This window comes from Desulfomicrobium baculatum DSM 4028, assembly GCF_000023225.1.
Lineage (GTDB): Bacteria > Desulfobacterota > Desulfovibrionia > Desulfovibrionales > Desulfomicrobiaceae > Desulfomicrobium > Desulfomicrobium baculatum.
Genome location: NC_013173.1, coordinates 1,612,543 through 1,629,721 on the forward strand (window position 1 = coordinate 1,612,543; position 17,179 = coordinate 1,629,721).

General features: G+C 55.8%; 12 protein-coding genes. 4 read left to right on the forward strand and 8 right to left on the reverse strand.

Features of this window, described 5'->3' with window-relative positions:
• Positions 1-125 precede the first annotated feature (125 nt).
• Entirely contained in the window at positions 126-521 is a 396-nt protein-coding gene (locus tag DBAC_RS07160) for a response regulator (protein ID WP_015773615.1), read from the forward strand.
• A 22-nt stretch (positions 522-543) separates the two neighbouring features.
• On the opposite strand, the gene DBAC_RS07165 is transcribed toward DBAC_RS07160, so the two are convergent.
• Positions 544-1,614 carry a protein-glutamate methylesterase/protein-glutamine glutaminase gene (locus DBAC_RS07165; RefSeq protein ID WP_015773616.1) on the reverse strand — a complete coding sequence of 357 codons (1,071 nt, stop codon included), beginning with the start codon at positions 1,612-1,614 and terminating at the stop codon, positions 544-546.
• A 94-nt stretch (positions 1,615-1,708) separates the two neighbouring features.
• Positions 1,709-2,374 (reverse strand): CheR family methyltransferase, encoded by a 666-nt coding sequence (locus tag DBAC_RS17815; protein ID WP_015773617.1) that lies wholly within the window; start codon positions 2,372-2,374, stop codon positions 1,709-1,711.
• A 94-nt stretch (positions 2,375-2,468) separates the two neighbouring features.
• Between DBAC_RS17815 and DBAC_RS07175 the strand changes: the two genes are divergently transcribed.
• The gene (locus DBAC_RS07175) at positions 2,469-3,005 is read left to right on the forward strand and encodes a chemotaxis protein CheD (RefSeq protein WP_015773618.1); all 537 of its coding nucleotides are present in this window, start codon (positions 2,469-2,471) and stop codon (positions 3,003-3,005) included.
• A 642-nt stretch (positions 3,006-3,647) separates the two neighbouring features.
• Positions 3,648-6,095 (forward strand): sigma 54-interacting transcriptional regulator, encoded by a 2,448-nt coding sequence (locus DBAC_RS17820; RefSeq protein ID WP_081434381.1) that lies wholly within the window; start codon positions 3,648-3,650, stop codon positions 6,093-6,095.
• Positions 6,096-6,447: 352 nt separating this feature from the next.
• Here DBAC_RS17820 and DBAC_RS17825 read toward each other — a convergent pair whose 3' ends face one another.
• Entirely contained in the window at positions 6,448-8,478 is a 2,031-nt protein-coding gene (locus DBAC_RS17825) for a PAS domain-containing hybrid sensor histidine kinase/response regulator (protein ID WP_015773620.1), read from the reverse strand.
• Positions 8,479-8,918: 440 nt separating this feature from the next.
• Between DBAC_RS17825 and DBAC_RS07190 the strand changes: the two genes are divergently transcribed.
• Positions 8,919-10,154: an ISL3 family transposase gene (locus DBAC_RS07190; RefSeq protein WP_015773621.1), complete on the forward strand. Its 1,236-nt coding sequence runs from the start codon at positions 8,919-8,921 to the stop codon at positions 10,152-10,154.
• Between the two features lie 98 nt (positions 10,155-10,252).
• Here the strand turns inward: DBAC_RS07190 and glpK are convergent, their stop codons facing one another.
• Genes glpK through glpA form a run of 5 tightly spaced genes read right to left on the reverse strand, consistent with a single transcriptional unit; the run spans position 10,253 to position 17,121 of the window.
• Positions 10,253-11,764: a glycerol kinase GlpK gene (glpK, locus tag DBAC_RS07195; RefSeq protein ID WP_015773622.1), complete on the reverse strand. Its 1,512-nt coding sequence runs from the start codon at positions 11,762-11,764 to the stop codon at positions 10,253-10,255.
• A gap of 37 nt (positions 11,765-11,801) precedes the next feature.
• A complete protein-coding gene (locus DBAC_RS07200; RefSeq protein WP_015773623.1) occupies positions 11,802-12,638 on the reverse strand; it encodes a CoB--CoM heterodisulfide reductase iron-sulfur subunit B family protein in 837 nt (278 codons plus the stop codon).
• Positions 12,635-14,236 carry a 4Fe-4S dicluster domain-containing protein gene (locus DBAC_RS17830; protein WP_015773624.1) on the reverse strand — a complete coding sequence of 534 codons (1,602 nt, stop codon included), beginning with the start codon at positions 14,234-14,236 and terminating at the stop codon, positions 12,635-12,637. The genes DBAC_RS07200 and DBAC_RS17830 overlap by 4 nt, the downstream gene beginning before the upstream one ends.
• 21 nt (positions 14,237-14,257) lie before the next feature.
• Entirely contained in the window at positions 14,258-15,505 is a 1,248-nt protein-coding gene (gene glpB, locus DBAC_RS07210) for a glycerol-3-phosphate dehydrogenase subunit GlpB (RefSeq protein ID WP_015773625.1), read from the reverse strand.
• Positions 15,502-17,121, reverse strand: a complete 1,620-nt coding sequence (gene glpA / locus DBAC_RS07215; protein WP_015773626.1) for an anaerobic glycerol-3-phosphate dehydrogenase subunit A — start codon at positions 17,119-17,121, stop codon at positions 15,502-15,504. Before glpA ends, glpB begins: the two co-directional genes overlap by 4 nt.
• Positions 17,122-17,179: the final 58 nt, after the last annotated feature.

Here is a 17,179-nt window from a genome sequence, read left to right on the forward strand (position 1 = left end):
GTTCATTCCAGGCGGTTAAAAAAACATGGATTCCCTTCTTCAAGGGGATGACGACTTTTTACAACAATCCCGTGCAACCATCATCCTGTCAGTCTTGAAATACCGTCAGAAACAGAGAGGTCTGAATGCGAATACTGATCGTTGAAGATGATTTTGTCGGCCGCAAAGTGATGCACCAACTGCTGCTCGAATACGGAGAGTGCGATGTCGCCGTGGATGGAGTCGAAGCCGTCAAGGCTTTCGAACTGGCCTGGGCGGCGAACCAGCCCTATGACGTCATGTTTCTGGACATAATGATGCCGAACATGAGCGGGCATGAGGCGTTGAAGATCATCCGGGACAGGGAGAAGGAGCGCGGCGTGACACCGCAGAACGAAGTGAGGGTCATCATGACCAGCGCCCTGGATGACGTGAAAAACGTGACCCAGTCCTTTTTTCAAGGCGGGGCTTCAGCCTATCTGGTCAAGCCCATCGAACGGCGCAAGGTCATCGAAGAGCTGCGCAAACTGGGTCTGGTGTAATCCGCTTGTGCCGATCCGCCGGTCAGGATCGGCACAATTGCAGAACCAGGGGCGCGATCTGGGTCAGCGGCACTATTTTGTCCACGCCGCCCAGTTTGATGGCCTCGCCGGGCATGCCGAAGACAACGCATGACGCCTCATCCTGGGCCACGGTCACGGCTCCGGCCTCGTGCATCTCAAGCATGGCCTTGGCTCCATCGTCGCCCATGCCGGTCATGATGACGCCCACCGCGTTTTTGCCCGCGTAACGCGCAGCCGACCGGAAGAGCACGTCCACGGAAGGGCGGTGCCGTGAGACCAGCGGTCCCTCCTTGACCTGCACGTAATATCTGGCGCCGCTGCGTTTAAGCAGCATGTGCTGATTGCCCGGGGCGACGAGGGCCTGACCGCGCAGCACGGTGTCGTTGTCGACGGCTTCCTTGACCACGATGTCGCACAGGGTGTTCAGGCGCTGGGCAAAGGCGGCCGTGAATTTCTCCGGCATGTGCTGGACAATGACGATGCCCGGGCAATCCACCGGCATGGATTGCAGCAGGGTCAAGAGGGCCTCGGTCCCGCCCGTGGAGGCCCCGACCACGACAACCTTCTCCGTGGTCTGGATCATGGCGTTGGACGCGGCCTTGGGCAGCATGACGTCGGCGTTGAGTTTCTGAGTGATCTTCAAGGTCCGGGGCACATATTTGACCACCTTTGCCTTGGCTGCGGCCTTGACCTCGTCGCAGAGCATGATCCGCGACTCCTCCATGAACTGCTTGGTGCCCACCTTGGGCTTCTGGATGATGGACACGGCCCCGTATTCCAGGGCCTTCATGGTCGTTTCGGCGTTTTTTTCGGTCAGGGTGGAGCAGATGATGGTCGGAATGGGGTGCTGGGTCATGATCTTTTTGAGAAACGTGATTCCGTCCATGCGCGGCATCTCCACATCCAGGGAAAGGACATCCGGGGTCTGATCGCGCATGATCTCCGCCGCCGCGAAGGGGTCTCCCGCCGCGCCGATGACCTCGATCTCCGGATCCGAGGAATAGATGGAGGTCAGTGTCTGGCGGACCAGGGCCGAATCATCCACTATAAGAATGCGTATTTTATTTTTCATGCACGCAGGCTCCGGATTTGCATACAACAAACTGATTTTTTTGCTTATATAACGTTACGACCAGAGAGTAAACCAGGAAATGGATTTGAAGTGCCTAGATCGCCTGATACAGCGCATGATCCAGGTGACGGAAACCCGGCATTCGCGGCATGCGCGCCCCCAGGACCAGAATGCCGCCCGGAGCCAGATACTGACGTAGACGGCCGGCCAGGGCCAGAGCCAGGGCGGGGTGAAAATGATGCAGTACCTGACGGCAGACAATGACATCCATGGGTTCGCGCAGGGCGAAGGACTCGAAAATGTCCTGACACCGGAAATTGACCATGTCGCGCACCCCGGGCCGCAGCCGAACCAGGTTCGTGGCGGAATTGCGACTGCGCAGAAAATAGCGTTTGATCAGGGCTTGCGGCAAATCCCGGACGCTGGACGAAGAGTACACCCCGCGTTTGGCCTGGCTAACGTTGACAGGCAGGAAATCCGTAGCCAGTATTGAAAATTGGAGCCCGGAGTGCTCTTTGGCCTCTTCCAGCAGGGTGATGCACAGACTGTAGGCGTCGAGCCCGCGATCACATCCTGCCACAAGGAACGAGGAGAGCGGAGTGGACCCGTTGAGATGATGATCGGCGACGATTTCCGCCAGGAACTCAAATTGCCGGGCATCATGCAAAAAGCCGTGGTCCTTGCCCAGGGCATCGACAAGATAGGGCAGTTCCAGCCGCAGACCCGAGCGAAAGGTGTTTTCTTCTGATGACATGTGCATGGATAAAGGTTACTTTTATCTACAGAATGATCGCTGCCCTGAACGTACACCCAAGGTTTCCAAGTCGGCAATGCAAAGAATCGCAAAAAACAGGATGATCGTCCCGACACAGGCCGTTGACGGCCTCGAAGATTGTCGGGAGCTGCCTCATGACTACCTGCTGGTAGGGCAGGGAGGAGTCTATGCCGCCCCGACTCTGGTGCAGACGGTGCTCGGTTCGTGCGTTTCCGTGACCATGTATTGCGCGAAATACCGCTGGGGCGGAATTTTTCATGCCTTGCTGCCGCGCATCGGCGATTTTCCAGGGAGCAGATCCAGCGGCGATCAGTACCGGTACGTCGACTCGTCCATCTGGAGCCTGCTGCGGGAATTCGCCAAGGCAGGAATTTCAGCAAAGAGCCTCGAATGCAAGGTTTTTGGCGGGGCCTCCCCGCTGCATCAGAATTGCGACGCATCGGCTGGAAACCGCAACGTGCAGGTCGCCATGGAGGTGCTGGCCAACGAGGGCGTGACGGTAAGCGCCTCCAGCGTCGGCGGCTACGGCGGCCGTAAGCTTTTCTTCCGCACAGACACGGGCCTGATTCTGCAGAAACGCTTCCAGGTCAAAACCTGCAGGGATTGCGGGAGCTGAAACTTCTTTTTTCAGCCTCCTGGAATATGCGTGCCTTATCCGGTCCAGACATCGCTACGTGTTGCCGACACAATGCAATAACTCCCGCCTGACATCATCGAATTCGGACAGCTCTTCATGGCTGGCTTAGGTTTTTGCTGACCGTTTTGCTCTTGGCAGGATGTGTTGGCGACGTGTCATTTTTATACATATCCCAAGAAATAGTACGATTATACCGGCAGATATTGAGAATTAATCCCTGTCATACATTTTAAAGGGTTGACATTGTTTTTATATTCATGTTTATGGATGTTTTACAGATCTTCATTTTGTACCTTCAAATGTATTTCGATTCATATTTTATATATTTATTCTTTTCTGAAATTCTTCTTGTGCCGTTATAAAATTAAAATTTTTGTTTATTAACTCCAAATTTAATTTTAAAATATATATTTATTTATATTAAGCACGAAAAATATTTATATCAATAAATATTTAATAATAAAATATATTTTAATAATTTTATTATTTTTTGCGATAATTAATGAATTGTTTTTAATTTATTCTTATAATTTATAAAAAATTTACTTTGATATATATTTTAAAAATATTACTTATTTTTTTAAATATTATTTTATTATAAAAAATGCTTACTAAGAATAAATGATTCAATATGCATGGAGCCAGAAGATGAAGTTAAGCAACGGCCAAAACCAGTCTCTATCCAGGCTCCGCAAGCAAGCGGAAAAGAAGTTTAAAATGAAGTCTGCTGAATTGTATTCGCCCCACACCGAGGCGGATGCGAGACGAATGGTGCAGGAACTCGCGGTTCAGCTGATAGAACTTGAGATGCGGAATAAAGAATCGAGTCGAGGCAAAGATGAGCTGACTCGGTCGCTGGAGAAATACACAGATCTCTACGCTTTTGCACCCATCGGCTATTTTACCCTCAACCGCGGGGGAGAGATTCGCACCGTGAATCTCGCTGGCGCCGTTCTCTTGGGGCTTGAACAGAGTGTCTTGCTCGGTCTGGACTTTAAACTCTTTGTCTTGAATGAAGCCTCCCGTGTTTTTTCTGATTTTCTCGACCGGGTGTTTGCAAGCCAGGTTAAAGAATCCTGCGAGTTCACCCTCAAGAGCAAGCATGCCCCGGCACTTTTCGTGCGGGCGGATGCGGTTGCGCGTGATTCCACCGAGTGTTTCGTCACGATCATCGACGTCACTGCGCACAAACAAACGGAGAGGGCACTGCGCGAAAGTGAGAGGCTGTATCGCGCCATCGGCGAGTCCATTGAATACGGCGTCTGGGTTTGCGCCCCTGATGGACGAAACATTTACGCCAGTGAGTCTCTGCTCAACCTGCTCGGCATAACCCAGGAGCAATGCTCCAACTTCGGCTGGGGCGATGCACTGTACCCCGATGATGCCGAACGCACCATCGCCGCCTGGAAAGAGTGCGTAAAAAGCGAAGGCATTTGGGATATTGAGCATCGTTATCGCGGTGCGGATGGGCAATGGTACCCCATTCTGGCGCGAGGGGTGCCGGTCAGAAATGAAAACGGCGAGATTGTCTGTTGGGCCGGCATCAATCTGGATATCAGCCGCTTGAAACAGGCTGAAGCTGCGCTGCGCGCAAGCGAAGAACTGAATCGCAAAACGTTGCAGGCATTGCCTGCGCATATTGCAGTGATTGACCGTCAAGGCGGCATTATCGCCGTGAATCATGCCTGGGAAGAGTTTGCCCGTCACAATGATGCGGACGGATCACCCTCGGTTACTGTGGGTGCCAACTACTGTGAAGTTTGCCGTCGAGCCACCGCCGGCAAGGATTCCTTGGCGGAGGTGGCCCTGCGCGGTATTGAGGCCGTGTTGAATGGCACAAGTGAGCAGTTCATGATGGAATATCCCTGCCACAGTCCGCAGGAGGAGCGATGGTTTTTCATGACCGTCGCGCCTTTGGGTCTCGGCGGGGAGAACGGTGCGGTCATCACGCACCTCAATATCTCCGAGCGGGTACGGTTCGAAGTCGAACTTCAAAAGGCTCACGACGAACTGGAGCTCCGGGTCGAAAAACGGACGTACGAGCTCCGGGCTGCGAATAAGGAGATAAATCAGCTCAAAGACCGGCTTCAGGCTGAGAACATCTGCCTACGGCAGGAGGTTGCGAGAGAGTACAACTTCGGAGAGATCATCGGTCAAAGCGACTCCATCGTGAACATGTTCGAGCAAATTGAACAGGTGTCGCCACTGAATGCGACAGTTCTTCTGCTGGGCGAGACCGGCACCGGCAAAGGCTTGGTCGCACGGGCCATCCATGCCCGCAGTGCCCGCAAGGGCCGGTCCATGATCACGGTCAACTGCGCGGCGCTGCCGGCCAATCTCATCGAGAGCGAACTTTTTGGGCGGGAACGGGGCGCGTTCACCGGGTCCAACGCACAGCAGTTGGGGCGCTTCGAACTGGCCGACGGAGGCACCATCTTTCTCGATGAAATCGGGGAGATGCCGCTTGAGCTGCAAAGCAAGCTGCTGCGAGTCATTCAGGATGGAGAGATGGAGCGGCTGGGCAGTCCCCGCACAATCAAGGTTGATGTCCGCATCATAGCGGCCAGCAATAGGAATCTGCAGGATGAGATCCGCAAGGGCAGGTTCCGGGAAGACCTTTTCTATCGACTCAATGTTTTTCCTATCTCGATTCCTCCGCTTCGTCAGCGCGACGGCGACATCGCGTTGCTCATCAATTTTTTTGTGGCCAAATTCAACAAGAAGACCGGCAAGAATATCAAAACCGTGCCCAAAAATACCCTGAACGCGCTGCAGGAATATCATTGGCCCGGAAATGTGCGGGAACTGGAAAGCGTCGTTGAGCGGGCGGTGATCACCAGTCCCGGAAGCTCCCTGCAAATATTGGACAGGTTTGAAACATCGAGAAAGACGGTGCCGGTTGATGGAAACATCAAAGCCCTGGTCGATCTGGAACGCGACCACATCCTGCAGGTGCTCCGGAAGACCGGCTGGCGCATTGAAGGCAAAAGCGGGGCCGCGGCGCTCCTTGAAATCAACCCCAGCACCCTGCGCGCCCGCATGCGCAAATTCGGCATCCGGCGCCAGTAGAGAAGCGCGGCAGTCCGAGCGTGAAGTCATGCAAAGGACTAGGCCAATGTCTCGATCAGCACCATTTCCGAAAAAATGAGGTCCTTCCGGAAAATATGTGGGTAGCGCTCCGTGCGGATAATTGGTTTGCCTGCGTGATTACGCCGCCCTCTGCATGCCCCGAACCTGCGACTGAATTCTGGCGCGACCTGCCTCGTCATATTTTGCGTTTAAGTTGGATCTAGCGAGTGGAGTCGAGCAATCCCCTGTTCGGAAATTCATGATTCGCATCAGGATGTAGGCTCTAAAATCCGGGAGTCTCCAGCTTTTTATGCACGCGTTTTTGCTTTGAGCACAAACAATAATCTACTGTTCATCCCGAGCGACTGAAGGCGGTTACGCGGTCTAAGGCCACCGCCAAATCATCCATTCGCACCGGCTTCCCAACATAATCGCTCATTCCCCATTTTAGGAACGTCTCCCTATCTCCCCTCATGGCATAGGCGGTCATGGCAATGATCGGTATGTCCTTTTTGGGGCCAAGATCCGCTGAGGAACGAATAGTCTTCGTCGCCTCCAAGCCGTCCATCAAGGGCATCTGCACGTCCATAAGTATACAGTCAAAGTCGTGAATCTTCAGCAGGTCAATGGCCTGCTTGCCATTCTCTGCCAGCATCACTTCATTTCCTGCCTTCTCCAGCAGTTTGATCATTGCAAACTGGTTGGATGGATCGTCTTCAGCCAGAAGAATTCGCAATTTTTGCTTTTCCGCAATCTGTACGGTTTGATGCTTTAATATGCTCGCTTCGATCGACTGTTTGAAAGGTAAAACTACGTTCATTGACGTTCCTTCACCGACAACGCTATCAACTTCAATGCTTCCACCCATCAAATGGACAAGCTTTTTGACTATAGACAGGCCAAGTCCAGCTCCTTGGTACTTACGAGTATAGGATTTTTCTATCTGGACAAAAGGTTTGAATAGGTTTTTAAGATGATCTTCGTGTATACCAATTCCTGTATCAGAAACAGTAAACAGAACTCTGTAATCATTATTTTTTTCTGATCCCAATGGAGTTATTTCAACAGTGACAGAACCTTCTTTTGTAAACTTTAATCCATTTCCAACTAAATTGAATAAAATTTGGAGGACCCTCCCTTCATCACCAATAACTTCGGGATGAATGGTTGGATCAATAATGCATTTTAAAGTGACAGCCTTGGTCAAGGATTCCACGGCGAAGAGTCCTAAGATTGAGTTACGCAAATCCGCAAAGCGGAATTTTGATTCGTGGATTTCCATCATGCCCGCTTCAATTCGAGACAAGTCCAGAATGTCTGAAAGTAAACGGGTCAGGCGGTTGCACGACGTCAAAGCCAACTCAATATACTTATTTTGATCAGCACCGACAGGTGTGCCATCCAGAAGCTGAATCATGCCCATAATACCGTTGAGTGGGGTGCGAATTTCATGGCTCATATTGGCAAGAAATTCGGATTTTGCTATGTTCGCTATCTCAGCTTGTTTTGTTGCCCGTATAAGAGATTTTAAATTTATTTTGTTCTGAGTCATGTCTCTAATATTGCATTGTACTAAAGATGCTCTATCAACTAAATATATATCTGTATCGATATCAAGATTAAAATTTGTTTTTATACTGACATCATCATAATTTATTACGCCTGTATCTCTTAATTTTTGCATTATAATCTGGAAATCACTGTTTTCGAGAAAAATGCCAATATCTTCTAGATGCTTTCCAAGAATTTCCTTTACGTTATAGCCAAACATCTTCTCGAATGCCGGATTGGCATGAGTTATCGTTCCTTCACGTTTTTCTAGCAGCACAATCCCATCATTGGCTGTCTCAAAAAGACGTCGATAACGCTCTTCAGAATCCGCTAACAAATCCTCCAATCGCTTACGTTCAGTGATATCCTCAATAGCCAACAGGATGATCGGATCTTTGTCCGAAGTGCGCTGAATCTGCCGGGCATTCAAAAGCATGACCCGTCTGCCGATGGAATCAAAAACGTGTTCAACTTCGTAGTTTCCAAAATTTGTTTCTCGGGGAATTATTGTCTCAAGTAATTCCCGTAGTTTTGGAATATCCCACTGCTTGTTACCAAGATCATAGAGAACACTCCCTATCGTCTCATCAGGATTTACACTGAAGGTGTTATAAAAATTACGACTTGCCGAGATAACCTTCATGTCTTTATCCAGAATCAGAAGCGGTTCTCGTATGGTTTCCAGGATACTTTGGGCGTAGTTCAGGGCTTCCTCTGTCAAAAGCACATCGGATTTTGACTCAGTCATCGATTTTTTCAAGGTGACAAATTGCGAACGCAATTCTGTAAGTTCTTGGATAAGTAATGCTTTTGATTTTATTTCATCATCCATTGTGTTCCCCCCTTCAATTGTGAGAGCCGGACAAAACGAACCGCCCCCCCCCCGCTCCGAATCCGACTCCAGCACGCTAGGGTGACCATAACCATGCAATCTCCATGACAACTCCTGTGCCTGCCGATGCCTTAGTACATTTTACTGATTCGCTTGATTAATCGGAATAAGAGAGCACCCTTGAGTAAGAAATCCATCACCGACGTTCCGTCACATTCGACATAATCACACTATATGACGACATCGATCTCCTGCCCAGCAGACTTAAGATGCGGGTCATTTCTTGTCACGAAAGACAGAATAACAAATCAGAAATCACAGGCCGTTGCAAAAGAGTTGGATGAAGACATTACTATTGGCGGTATGATAGTTGATTTTGGTCCTTCCGGAATTGCTGTGAGTAAATGACTTGCTTAGGAGTCTTCTCACGGAGGACGCCGATGAGAGACACCGAACTTTACGCACAGATTCTTGGAGTCAAAGCGCCTTGGTTTGTTGACAAGGTTGATCTGAAAATAGCCGAGAATAGTGTTGATATTTGGCTAGACCATGGTCCAGGCGAGCGCTGGCCATGCCCAGAATGCGGCAAACTTCTGCCCTGCCGGGACCATGTAGGCGAGCGTGTCTGGCGTCACCTGGATACATGTCAATTCAAGACGTTACTTCATGCCCGAGTTCCGCGAGTGGAATGCCCGGAACATGGAGTGCACCAGGTGCTTGTACCCTGGGCTGAACCACGGTCTCGCTTCACATTGCTCATGGAGCGCTGGATTATAGATGTGCTCACGGAGTGCGCGACAGTTGATGGTTTTCGGCGCTTGCTGAAACTCACATGGGATGAGGTTTGGGGAGTAATGGAGCGGGCTGTTCGACGAGGTCTTTCGCGCAAGGAGGCCCAGCCGATTCACTATCTCGGAGTGAACGAGAAAGCATTCCGCAAAGGGCACTCCTACATGACCATAGTCTGCGACCTTATGCGCAGTACGGTCGAGCATGTTTCCGAAGAGCGGAAGAAGAGCAGCCTGGAGGGATATTACCTCAGCCTCTCACCCGGCCAACTGGATTCCATACGGGCCATCGCAATGGATATGTGGGAGCCATATTTCACGGCGACCATGGCGCACGTGCCGGATGCCGGAGCCAAAATCGTCCACGACAGATTTCATGTCATGAAGCACGTGAACGAAGCCGTGGATAAAGTGCGCAAGCAAGAACATAAGGCCCTGATGGCTCAGGGCGACGAAACCCTCAAAGGGACCAAGTATCTTTGGCTGTTTCGCCCTGAGAACTTGCCTGCCCAGCATCAGCCGACATTCGACGTCCTTAAGGCCAGCGATCTCAATGTGGCCAAGGCATGGGCCATGAAAGAGAATTTGCAGTCACTGTGGGACTATATGTCTCCTGGATGGGGACGCAGATTCTTCAAGCGTTGGATAAAATGGATTGATCGTTCCGGCTTGGAACCAATGAAGCGGGTTGGACAGTTACTTTCGCGGCATCTTGAAAATATTCTGACTTTCTGCCGCCACCGGATCACCAACGGCGTCGCCGAAGGGTTGAACAGCAAAATCATGAGCATCAAGCGAAAGGCGTGTGGGTACAGCAACAAGGATCATTTCAAGACGGCGATCTACTTTTTCTGCGGTGGACTTGATCTGTACCCAAGGTCAGTTTGAACACGTTACCCACATATTTTCCGGAAGGACCAAAAATGAAAACGTCCGGAGCGGGGCGCTGCGGACGTTTTCATGTGGCGTGGTGCTGCTCGAATTCGTCATTCGACCCAATCAAAAGTCCTGGTTACGGCCTTTTGCCAACCTGCGAACAACTCCCTGCGTTTCTCTTCCTCCATATCCGGAACCCAGCGTTTGTCCTCTTCCCAGTTGTTGTAGAGCTCCTCGCGACCGGACCAGAAGCCCGAGGCGATGCCTGCGGCGTAGGCCGCGCCCAGGCAGGTGGTTTCGGCCACCTTGGGCCGGACCACGGGTACGTTCAGGATGTCCGCCTGGAACTGCATGAGCAGTTCGTTGAAGACCATGCCGCCATCGGCCTTGAGGGTTTTCAGGTCCACGCCGGAGTCCTTGTTCATGGCCAGGACGATGTCCTTGGTCTGGTAGGCTGTGGCCTCAAGCACGGCCCGGGCGAAATGGTTGCGGTTGATGTAGCGGGTCAGGCCGACCATGACGCCGCGCGCGTCGGGCCGCCAGTAGGGGGCGTAAAGACCGGAAAAGGCCGGGACAATGTACATGCCGCCCGTATCCTCAACTTTCCGGGCCAGAGTCTCTATCTCCGGGGCCGACGAGAACATCTGCAGGTTGTCCCTGAGCCACTGCACCAGGGCCCCGGCAATGGCGATGGAGCCTTCAAGACAGTAGGACGGCTTGCGGCCGCTGAACTGATAGGCCAGCGTGGTGATCAGTCCGTGTTTTGACTGGATGGGCTCGTGACCCGTGTGCATGAGCAGGAAGCAACCCGTGCCGTAGGTGTTCTTGGCTTCGCCGGGCGCGAAGCAGGTCTGCCCCACAAGGGCGGCCTGCTGGTCGCCCACGGCTCCGCAGACCGGCACGCGCGCGCCGATGGGGCCGTCCTCGCTGGTGGGACCCCAGGTCTCGCTGTCGGAGGAGGGCACAATGCGCGGCAGACCCTGCAGCGGAATGTCCATGATCTTCAGGATTTCTTCGTCCCAGCTCAGCGTTTTGAGGTCCATGAGCATGGTCCGGCTGGCGTTGGTCACGTCGGTCACATGCGCGCCGCCTTTGGGACCGCCGGTCAGCCACCAGATGATCCAGGTCTCGATGGTGCCGAAGAGGGCGTTGCCTTTATCTGCGGCCGCGCGGGCCTCGGGCACGTTGTCCAGAATCCAGCGCATCTTGGGTCCGGAAAAATAGGTTGCCACGGGCAGTCCGGTCACGAGGCGGAAACGGTCCTGACCGCCGTCGGCCATGAGCTGCTTGCAGATTTCGTGAGTGCGGGTGCATTGCCAGACAATGGCGTTGTAGTAGGGCTTGCCCGTGAAGCGGTCCCAGACCACGGTGGTCTCGCGCTGGTTGGTGATGCCGATGGACGAGAGATCGGAGCCTCTGATCCCGGACTTGGCCAGCGCTCCCCGGATGACGTCCTGGGTGTTGTTCCAGATCTCCATGGGATCGTGTTCGACCCAGCCGGGTTTCGGATAAATCTGCTCATGCTCTTTTTGATCCATGCCGACGATGCGGCCGTGCTCGTCGAAAATGATGAAACGGCTGCTGGTGGTTCCCTGATCGACTGCTCCTACGTAGCGGGCCATGTGCTCTCCTCCTTGGATGTATCTTCCTACAGGAATTTCATGTGTTCTCAAACCACGAAGCGACGACATCGCCGGGTAGAATCCCGAGGTCGTCCGGATCCAGCCCCAGGGCCAGACCCAGAATCTGGGGGTAGGGGACGGCCGGTATGGTCCCAGGCCTTTTTGTATTCTCGGCCCCGAACTGCAACTGGCAATACGTGCAGGCCGTGGCCAGCACATCCGCGCCGGACGCCTTGGCGCCGGCCAATTTCTTGGCCACCAGAAGATCCGCGATACCCTCGTCGCGGCCGCGCAGCGGATACCCGCAGCATTCCAGCCGCAGGTCCCAGGGCAGGGCAGCGGCTCCGGTGACGGCGATCAGCCGCTCGAAAAGCGTCGGCGCCAGAGGGTCGTCGAAATGGGTGATGTTTTCGGGACGCAAGGCATGGCATCCGTAATGGCAGGCAATTTTCAGATTCCGCAACGGACGGCTCACGGCGCCGGCCACGCTGGACAGATTGTCGTCAAGTACCTGCAGCAGATGCCGGACACGGGTCGTAGCGGGAAAATCAAGCCCGTCCTCTTTCAGCATATTCTTCATGCGACACATGAGCTTTTCATCATGATCGACCTGATGCCGCGCCTGCTGGAAATTGCCGAAACAGCATTTGCATGGCGTCATCAGATCCAGGCCTCGATTTGCCGCCAGGGCGAGGTTGCGCAGGGCCGAATAGACGGATGCGTCCCGGCTCTCGTGGCGCACGGGGTAGCCGCAGCAGTTGAACTCGGGCTTGACCAGTTCCAGCCCGAGATGGGCGCAGACCGCCTCCACGCTTTTTCCGTACTCCGGCAGATGGTGGGCGATCTTGCAGCCCGGAAAATAGGCGTATTTCATGACCGGCCCTCTTTCTTGCGCAGGATTTCCGCGCCCAGTTGCCGCAGCTCGTACAGAATGTCGGCCACGGGCACGCCTTGGGGGCAGTGCTCCTGACATTTGTAGCAGGTGGTGCAGCTCCAGACCATGCGCGCGCCCAGGGTCTGGGCTTTGAGACCCATGCGCAAAAGGTTCATGATCTGCTGCGGGGCGAGGTCCAGATCGCGGGACGGGTCTTCGCTGACCGCGACCACGGGGCAGACCCCCGTACAGGTCGTGCACTGCACGCAGCCCCAGAAGGATTCGGCCCGGTCCGCAAGACCGGCCCCTGTGCTGCCGATCCTGCCCGGATCGCGCGAGCCAAGCTCCCTGGACCATTCACCGGCCGTTCGCTTGCGGATTTCACCGTCAACCCCGGCCCGGCCCGCCTCGGTAAGCGCTTTCTTGGAGGCCATCCAGAGGTCCTGCAGATCGATGCCGGCGGAGCAGACCTCCGTGCAGCGCAGACATTCGGTGCAGATGTGACTTCCCTCCGTCAGAGAGGCTGTGCGGGCGGGCGAAAGCCTGCCGCCCAGATAGCGGCGCAGATCCGAGAGCTTGTCCATGGGCAGAATATCCGCGTTGCCCATGACCCTATGGATCGGCGCGACGCTGCAATGCAGGCTGCATTGGCCGCAGCGGGTGCAGGCGTCCAGGCCCAGGCCGCGTGATAAGGGCGGCGTATCCGCACGGCTTTTCACGCGTCCGCCTCGCACAAGCAGGTTGGCTCCCGTCGCAACGGGGTGAAAGAACTTGCCCCAAGGCAGAAGCCCAAGGCCAAGAAAGGCGAGGCCGACGTGCACATACCAGAACAGGTCGCGCCCCTGATCGGCGATATTCCAGGAAGCAGGCACAAGCGCGGTCATGGAGCGGGAAACAAAGGCCGAGGACGTGGGGGCGTGGCATCCGGCACAGTGATTCTCGTGCAGCTCGGCGCCAAGCTCCATCATTTCAGGGGCTGTCGGCATGAATTCCTTGAAACGCACGCCATTTTCCCTGGCCCAGTAGGCTTTGAGGGAGATCAGCTCGCCGGGTTCCTCCTCGACAAAATAATAGTCCGTCATGCGCGTGAAATCGCCGGCGGACATGATCTTGAATGATTCGAGAAAAAAACCGGAAAGGAGCAGGCCAAAAACCACCGCAAGGAGCGCCCAGTCTTGCGGTATGCTTACTTTTTTGAGTTTTGTGCAGCGATTCCAGAAAAGGAGTGCGAGGCCGAAAACGCTGAGCAGCCCGAAGAGATTGCGCAGAAATTGCCAGGGGTCGAGGGTTGGTTCGTACCCGGCGATGAGGGGACGGGTGACGACCCCGTCCATGGCGTGCAGGACAAGAAGAGGAAGAAAGCCAAGCACCAGGAACATGTGCCCGCTCCAGCGAAGAAAACCCTGACGCAGGGTGCGGCGCAGGAAGACCAGATCGGCCAGTCCGCGCCAGACTGCGCGGAATGTGCCCTGGCGCGGTCCTCCGGGTCCCGGCTTTGCGACTGCTGATCCGCGCGTACGCCATCCGCGCACCCGCCAGAGGATGCCACCGACCGCGCTGATGCACGCAAGGGTGAGACCGATGGAAAAAAAGTCCATGCAGGCTCCACTGGTTTGAAATTACAAAGAGGCCACCGCCTTGTAGGCAGTGGCGATGGCCAGCCCGGCACCGCACTTCATGCGCATCCAGTCCTGATGGGCCAGGATCGCGCCCGCGGCATGCAGGCGCGGGTGAAAGACCCGGCCTTGCGCGTTGAGCGGCCGCAAGGCCTCGTCGGTCTCGACCCCGGCCTGGTTGACCTCGTGTCCACGCGGATCGAAAAATTCGGGCCTGTGCCAGAGGCTGCGATCTTCGGGTTGGGTCACGGGCAGATCGAAGACCGCCTCCTGAATGCGATGACGGTCCGCCTTGAGGCCCTTGCCGAAAAAGCGGCCGCTGGCAAGGATGGCACTGCGCGCGAAAAGCTCCACGGATGTCGAACCGCTTCCGGCGGTAAAATGGAATCCCTCATCCGAACACACCGCCCTTGTGATCAGCTTCTGCGTATAGGTACGCACTCCCAGGGTCGGCAGGCCCCGATCGAAGGCGGCGCGCAGCCGGGGCCCGGCGATGGAGGGGGGCAGGGTAGGGATCTCGAAGACCCGTTTGCCGAGCAATTCTTCCAGGTGCCGCAGCACGGCGGCGGTGTCGGTCATGCCCAGGATGGCCGGGAAGCCGACATAATCGACGTCTCCGGCCAGCGGCGCGACGCTTATCGCCAGTTCGGCCCGGCGCGCCGGGTCGGCCATGCTCCAGGCCATGTGTTCGGGATACAGCTCCCCGCTCATGCCGGGAAATTTTATCCGCGCCACTTTCAGCTCCGGCCAGGAATCTTTCCGCACTTCCGCGATCTGTCTTGCGCTGAGACCCTTGAGGCCATGAAAATCGACGATCAGCGCGGGGGCCTTCGCTTCCCATGCCTCCACCCCGTTCCAGGCGGTGCAGGGCATGAGGTAGGTGGGCTTCATGGTCCCGGCGGAGGTCAAGGTCAGGGTGTTCTTCCCGGCGCGGCCCCGATAACAAAGCCCGTGTTCGCCCAGAAAAAGGGTGAATTCCTCCAGTGCCCGGCAAATCTCCGCGTCGCTCACCCGGCAGTAGGGGTGCGCCGGAAGATCACGGCGCAGGGCGGCCAGCGCGGCAAAGGGGTCCTCCCAGACTTTCTGCTCCGTGATGGGATGCACGGCCAACAGGTCGATGAATCCGGTGCTGAAATCAATGCCGCCCGTGGCTCCTGTCTGGGCCACGGACAGGCCGCGCCTGGCGGCGAAAAGCGCCGCGGCCATGCCGGCGAAGCCGGAGCCGATGACCATGACATCATATGTTTTCATGGCTGCTCCTTGACGGCCGCGGCAGGGCATTTTTCACTCTCCTCGTCCCTGGTCGAAGGGGCGGGCCCGAACTCCAAGTCCATGGCCCCGCAATGCAGGGCCTCCTGCAAGTCGGCCTGCATGAGCGGCACGCCCCAGAGGATCGGCGAAAAGCCTCTCCAGCGGCGCTCGGTGAAGGTTTTCAGCTCCGCCAGCCCCTGCGTCCCGGTGGAAACCTCGCGGTCATAGAGGTGCCCGGTGATGCGCGGTCCGCAGAACCCGCCCTGGCACGGCCCCTTGCCGACCCGGCTGCGCATGCCGATGGCCTTGAGCATGGAACGGCCGCGCATGTCCTTGGCCTCGTCCACGATGGAATCGATGACCCTGCGCGAAACCATCTCGCATTCGCACAGCACGATGTCGTCTTCGGTCCGGCTTTCGATCCAGCTTTTCGGGCCCCGGCCGGGCTCCGTCCACTTGCCCATGGTGGAGGGCGGGAGCGGCTCCGTGCGCGTCCGGCACTTCGCGGACACGCCGAGTTTCGCGCAGGCCAGATCCGCCGCTTTTTCGGCCATGAGCCGATACGTGGTCAGCTTACCGCCGGTGATGGTCATAAAATTCGACACGCCCTCATCGGCGTGGTCGATGAGCGAGAAGCCACGGCTGACCGCGCGGTCGTCCCCGGCCGGGCCGAGGGAAACCAGGGGGCGGACTCCGGCGTAGGCGCGGATGAAGCGCGTGCGCTCCAGGATGGGCAGCATGTGGCGGGCGTCGTCGATAATGCGGTCTGTTTCCGCCACGCTGGGCCTGCATCCGTCGGGGGTTGGCACCCGGATGGAAGTGGTGCCGAGAATGGACACGGTGCCGCCGGGCACAAGGATGTCCGCGTCCGAAGGCGGACGCAGCCGGTTGATGACCCGGGTGGCGATGCGGTCCTGGGTGATGATGAGGCTGCCCATGGAATAGAGTATGTTTATGTGCGCCCCGGCCAGGGCCGCGATCCGTCCTGCCCAGGCCCCCGAGGCGTTGATCACGAGTTCGGCTTCGATCAGGACCTCGGCGCCTGTGGTTATATCCCGGCAGCGCACAAGGGTGACGCGTGCGTCCTGCACTTCCATGGACACGGCGGCGAGATTGCGGCGCACAAAGCACCCCAGGCTCAAGGCCTGGGCGATGTTATCGAGGGAGAGCATGAACGGATCCACCGCGCCGTCCTGCACCGCAAAGGCGGCGATGAGATTCTCCGACAGGGCGGGTTCCATGGCGCGGGCCGTGCTCAATTCCAGTCCACGGCAGGGAACGCCGCTTTTGGCGCAAAGAGCGGAAAAATCAGAGGCATACTTTTCGTCGTCTCCGCGCACGGCCACAAAAAGCCCTCCGGTGTCCTCTATGCACTGCGGCGCGAGTCGGCGCAGGATGTCGCCTTCTTCCCTGCATTCGACCGCAGCCTCCACATCCGAGGCCACATAGCGCGCGCCGCTGTGCAAGAGGCCGTGGTTCCCGCCGGATGCGCCTGAATTGACGTCGCGCTGTTCGATCAGAAGCGCCTGCACCCCGCGCAGAGCGAGATCGCGCAGCAATCCCGCGCCGGTGACACCGGCACCGATGATGAGAACCCGGGTTGTAAGTATGGTCATGGATATCCTTAAGAAGAGTCAAAAAAATAAGAATACGAAAACAAACGAAAAGATGAAA

Coding starts and splice junctions, on each gene's coding strand:
- DBAC_RS07160 (WP_015773615.1), top strand. CDS start 126: ATGCGAATACTGATCGTTGAAGATGATTTTGTCGGCCGCAAAGTGATG.
- DBAC_RS07165 (WP_015773616.1), bottom strand. CDS start 1,614: ATGAAAAATAAAATACGCATTCTTATAGTGGATGATTCGGCCCTGGTC.
- DBAC_RS17815 (WP_015773617.1), bottom strand. CDS start 2,374: ATGCACATGTCATCAGAAGAAAACACCTTTCGCTCGGGTCTGCGGCTG.
- DBAC_RS07175 (WP_015773618.1), top strand. CDS start 2,469: ATGATCGTCCCGACACAGGCCGTTGACGGCCTCGAAGATTGTCGGGAG.
- DBAC_RS17820 (WP_081434381.1), top strand. CDS start 3,648: ATGATTCAATATGCATGGAGCCAGAAGATGAAGTTAAGCAACGGCCAA.
- DBAC_RS17825 (WP_015773620.1), bottom strand. CDS start 8,478: ATGGATGATGAAATAAAATCAAAAGCATTACTTATCCAAGAACTTACA.
- DBAC_RS07190 (WP_015773621.1), top strand. CDS start 8,919: ATGAGAGACACCGAACTTTACGCACAGATTCTTGGAGTCAAAGCGCCT.
- glpK (WP_015773622.1), bottom strand. CDS start 11,764: ATGGCCCGCTACGTAGGAGCAGTCGATCAGGGAACCACCAGCAGCCGT.
- DBAC_RS07200 (WP_015773623.1), bottom strand. CDS start 12,638: ATGAAATACGCCTATTTTCCGGGCTGCAAGATCGCCCACCATCTGCCG.
- DBAC_RS17830 (WP_015773624.1), bottom strand. CDS start 14,236: ATGGACTTTTTTTCCATCGGTCTCACCCTTGCGTGCATCAGCGCGGTC.
- glpB (WP_015773625.1), bottom strand. CDS start 15,505: ATGAAAACATATGATGTCATGGTCATCGGCTCCGGCTTCGCCGGCATG.
- glpA (WP_015773626.1), bottom strand. CDS start 17,121: ATGACCATACTTACAACCCGGGTTCTCATCATCGGTGCCGGTGTCACC.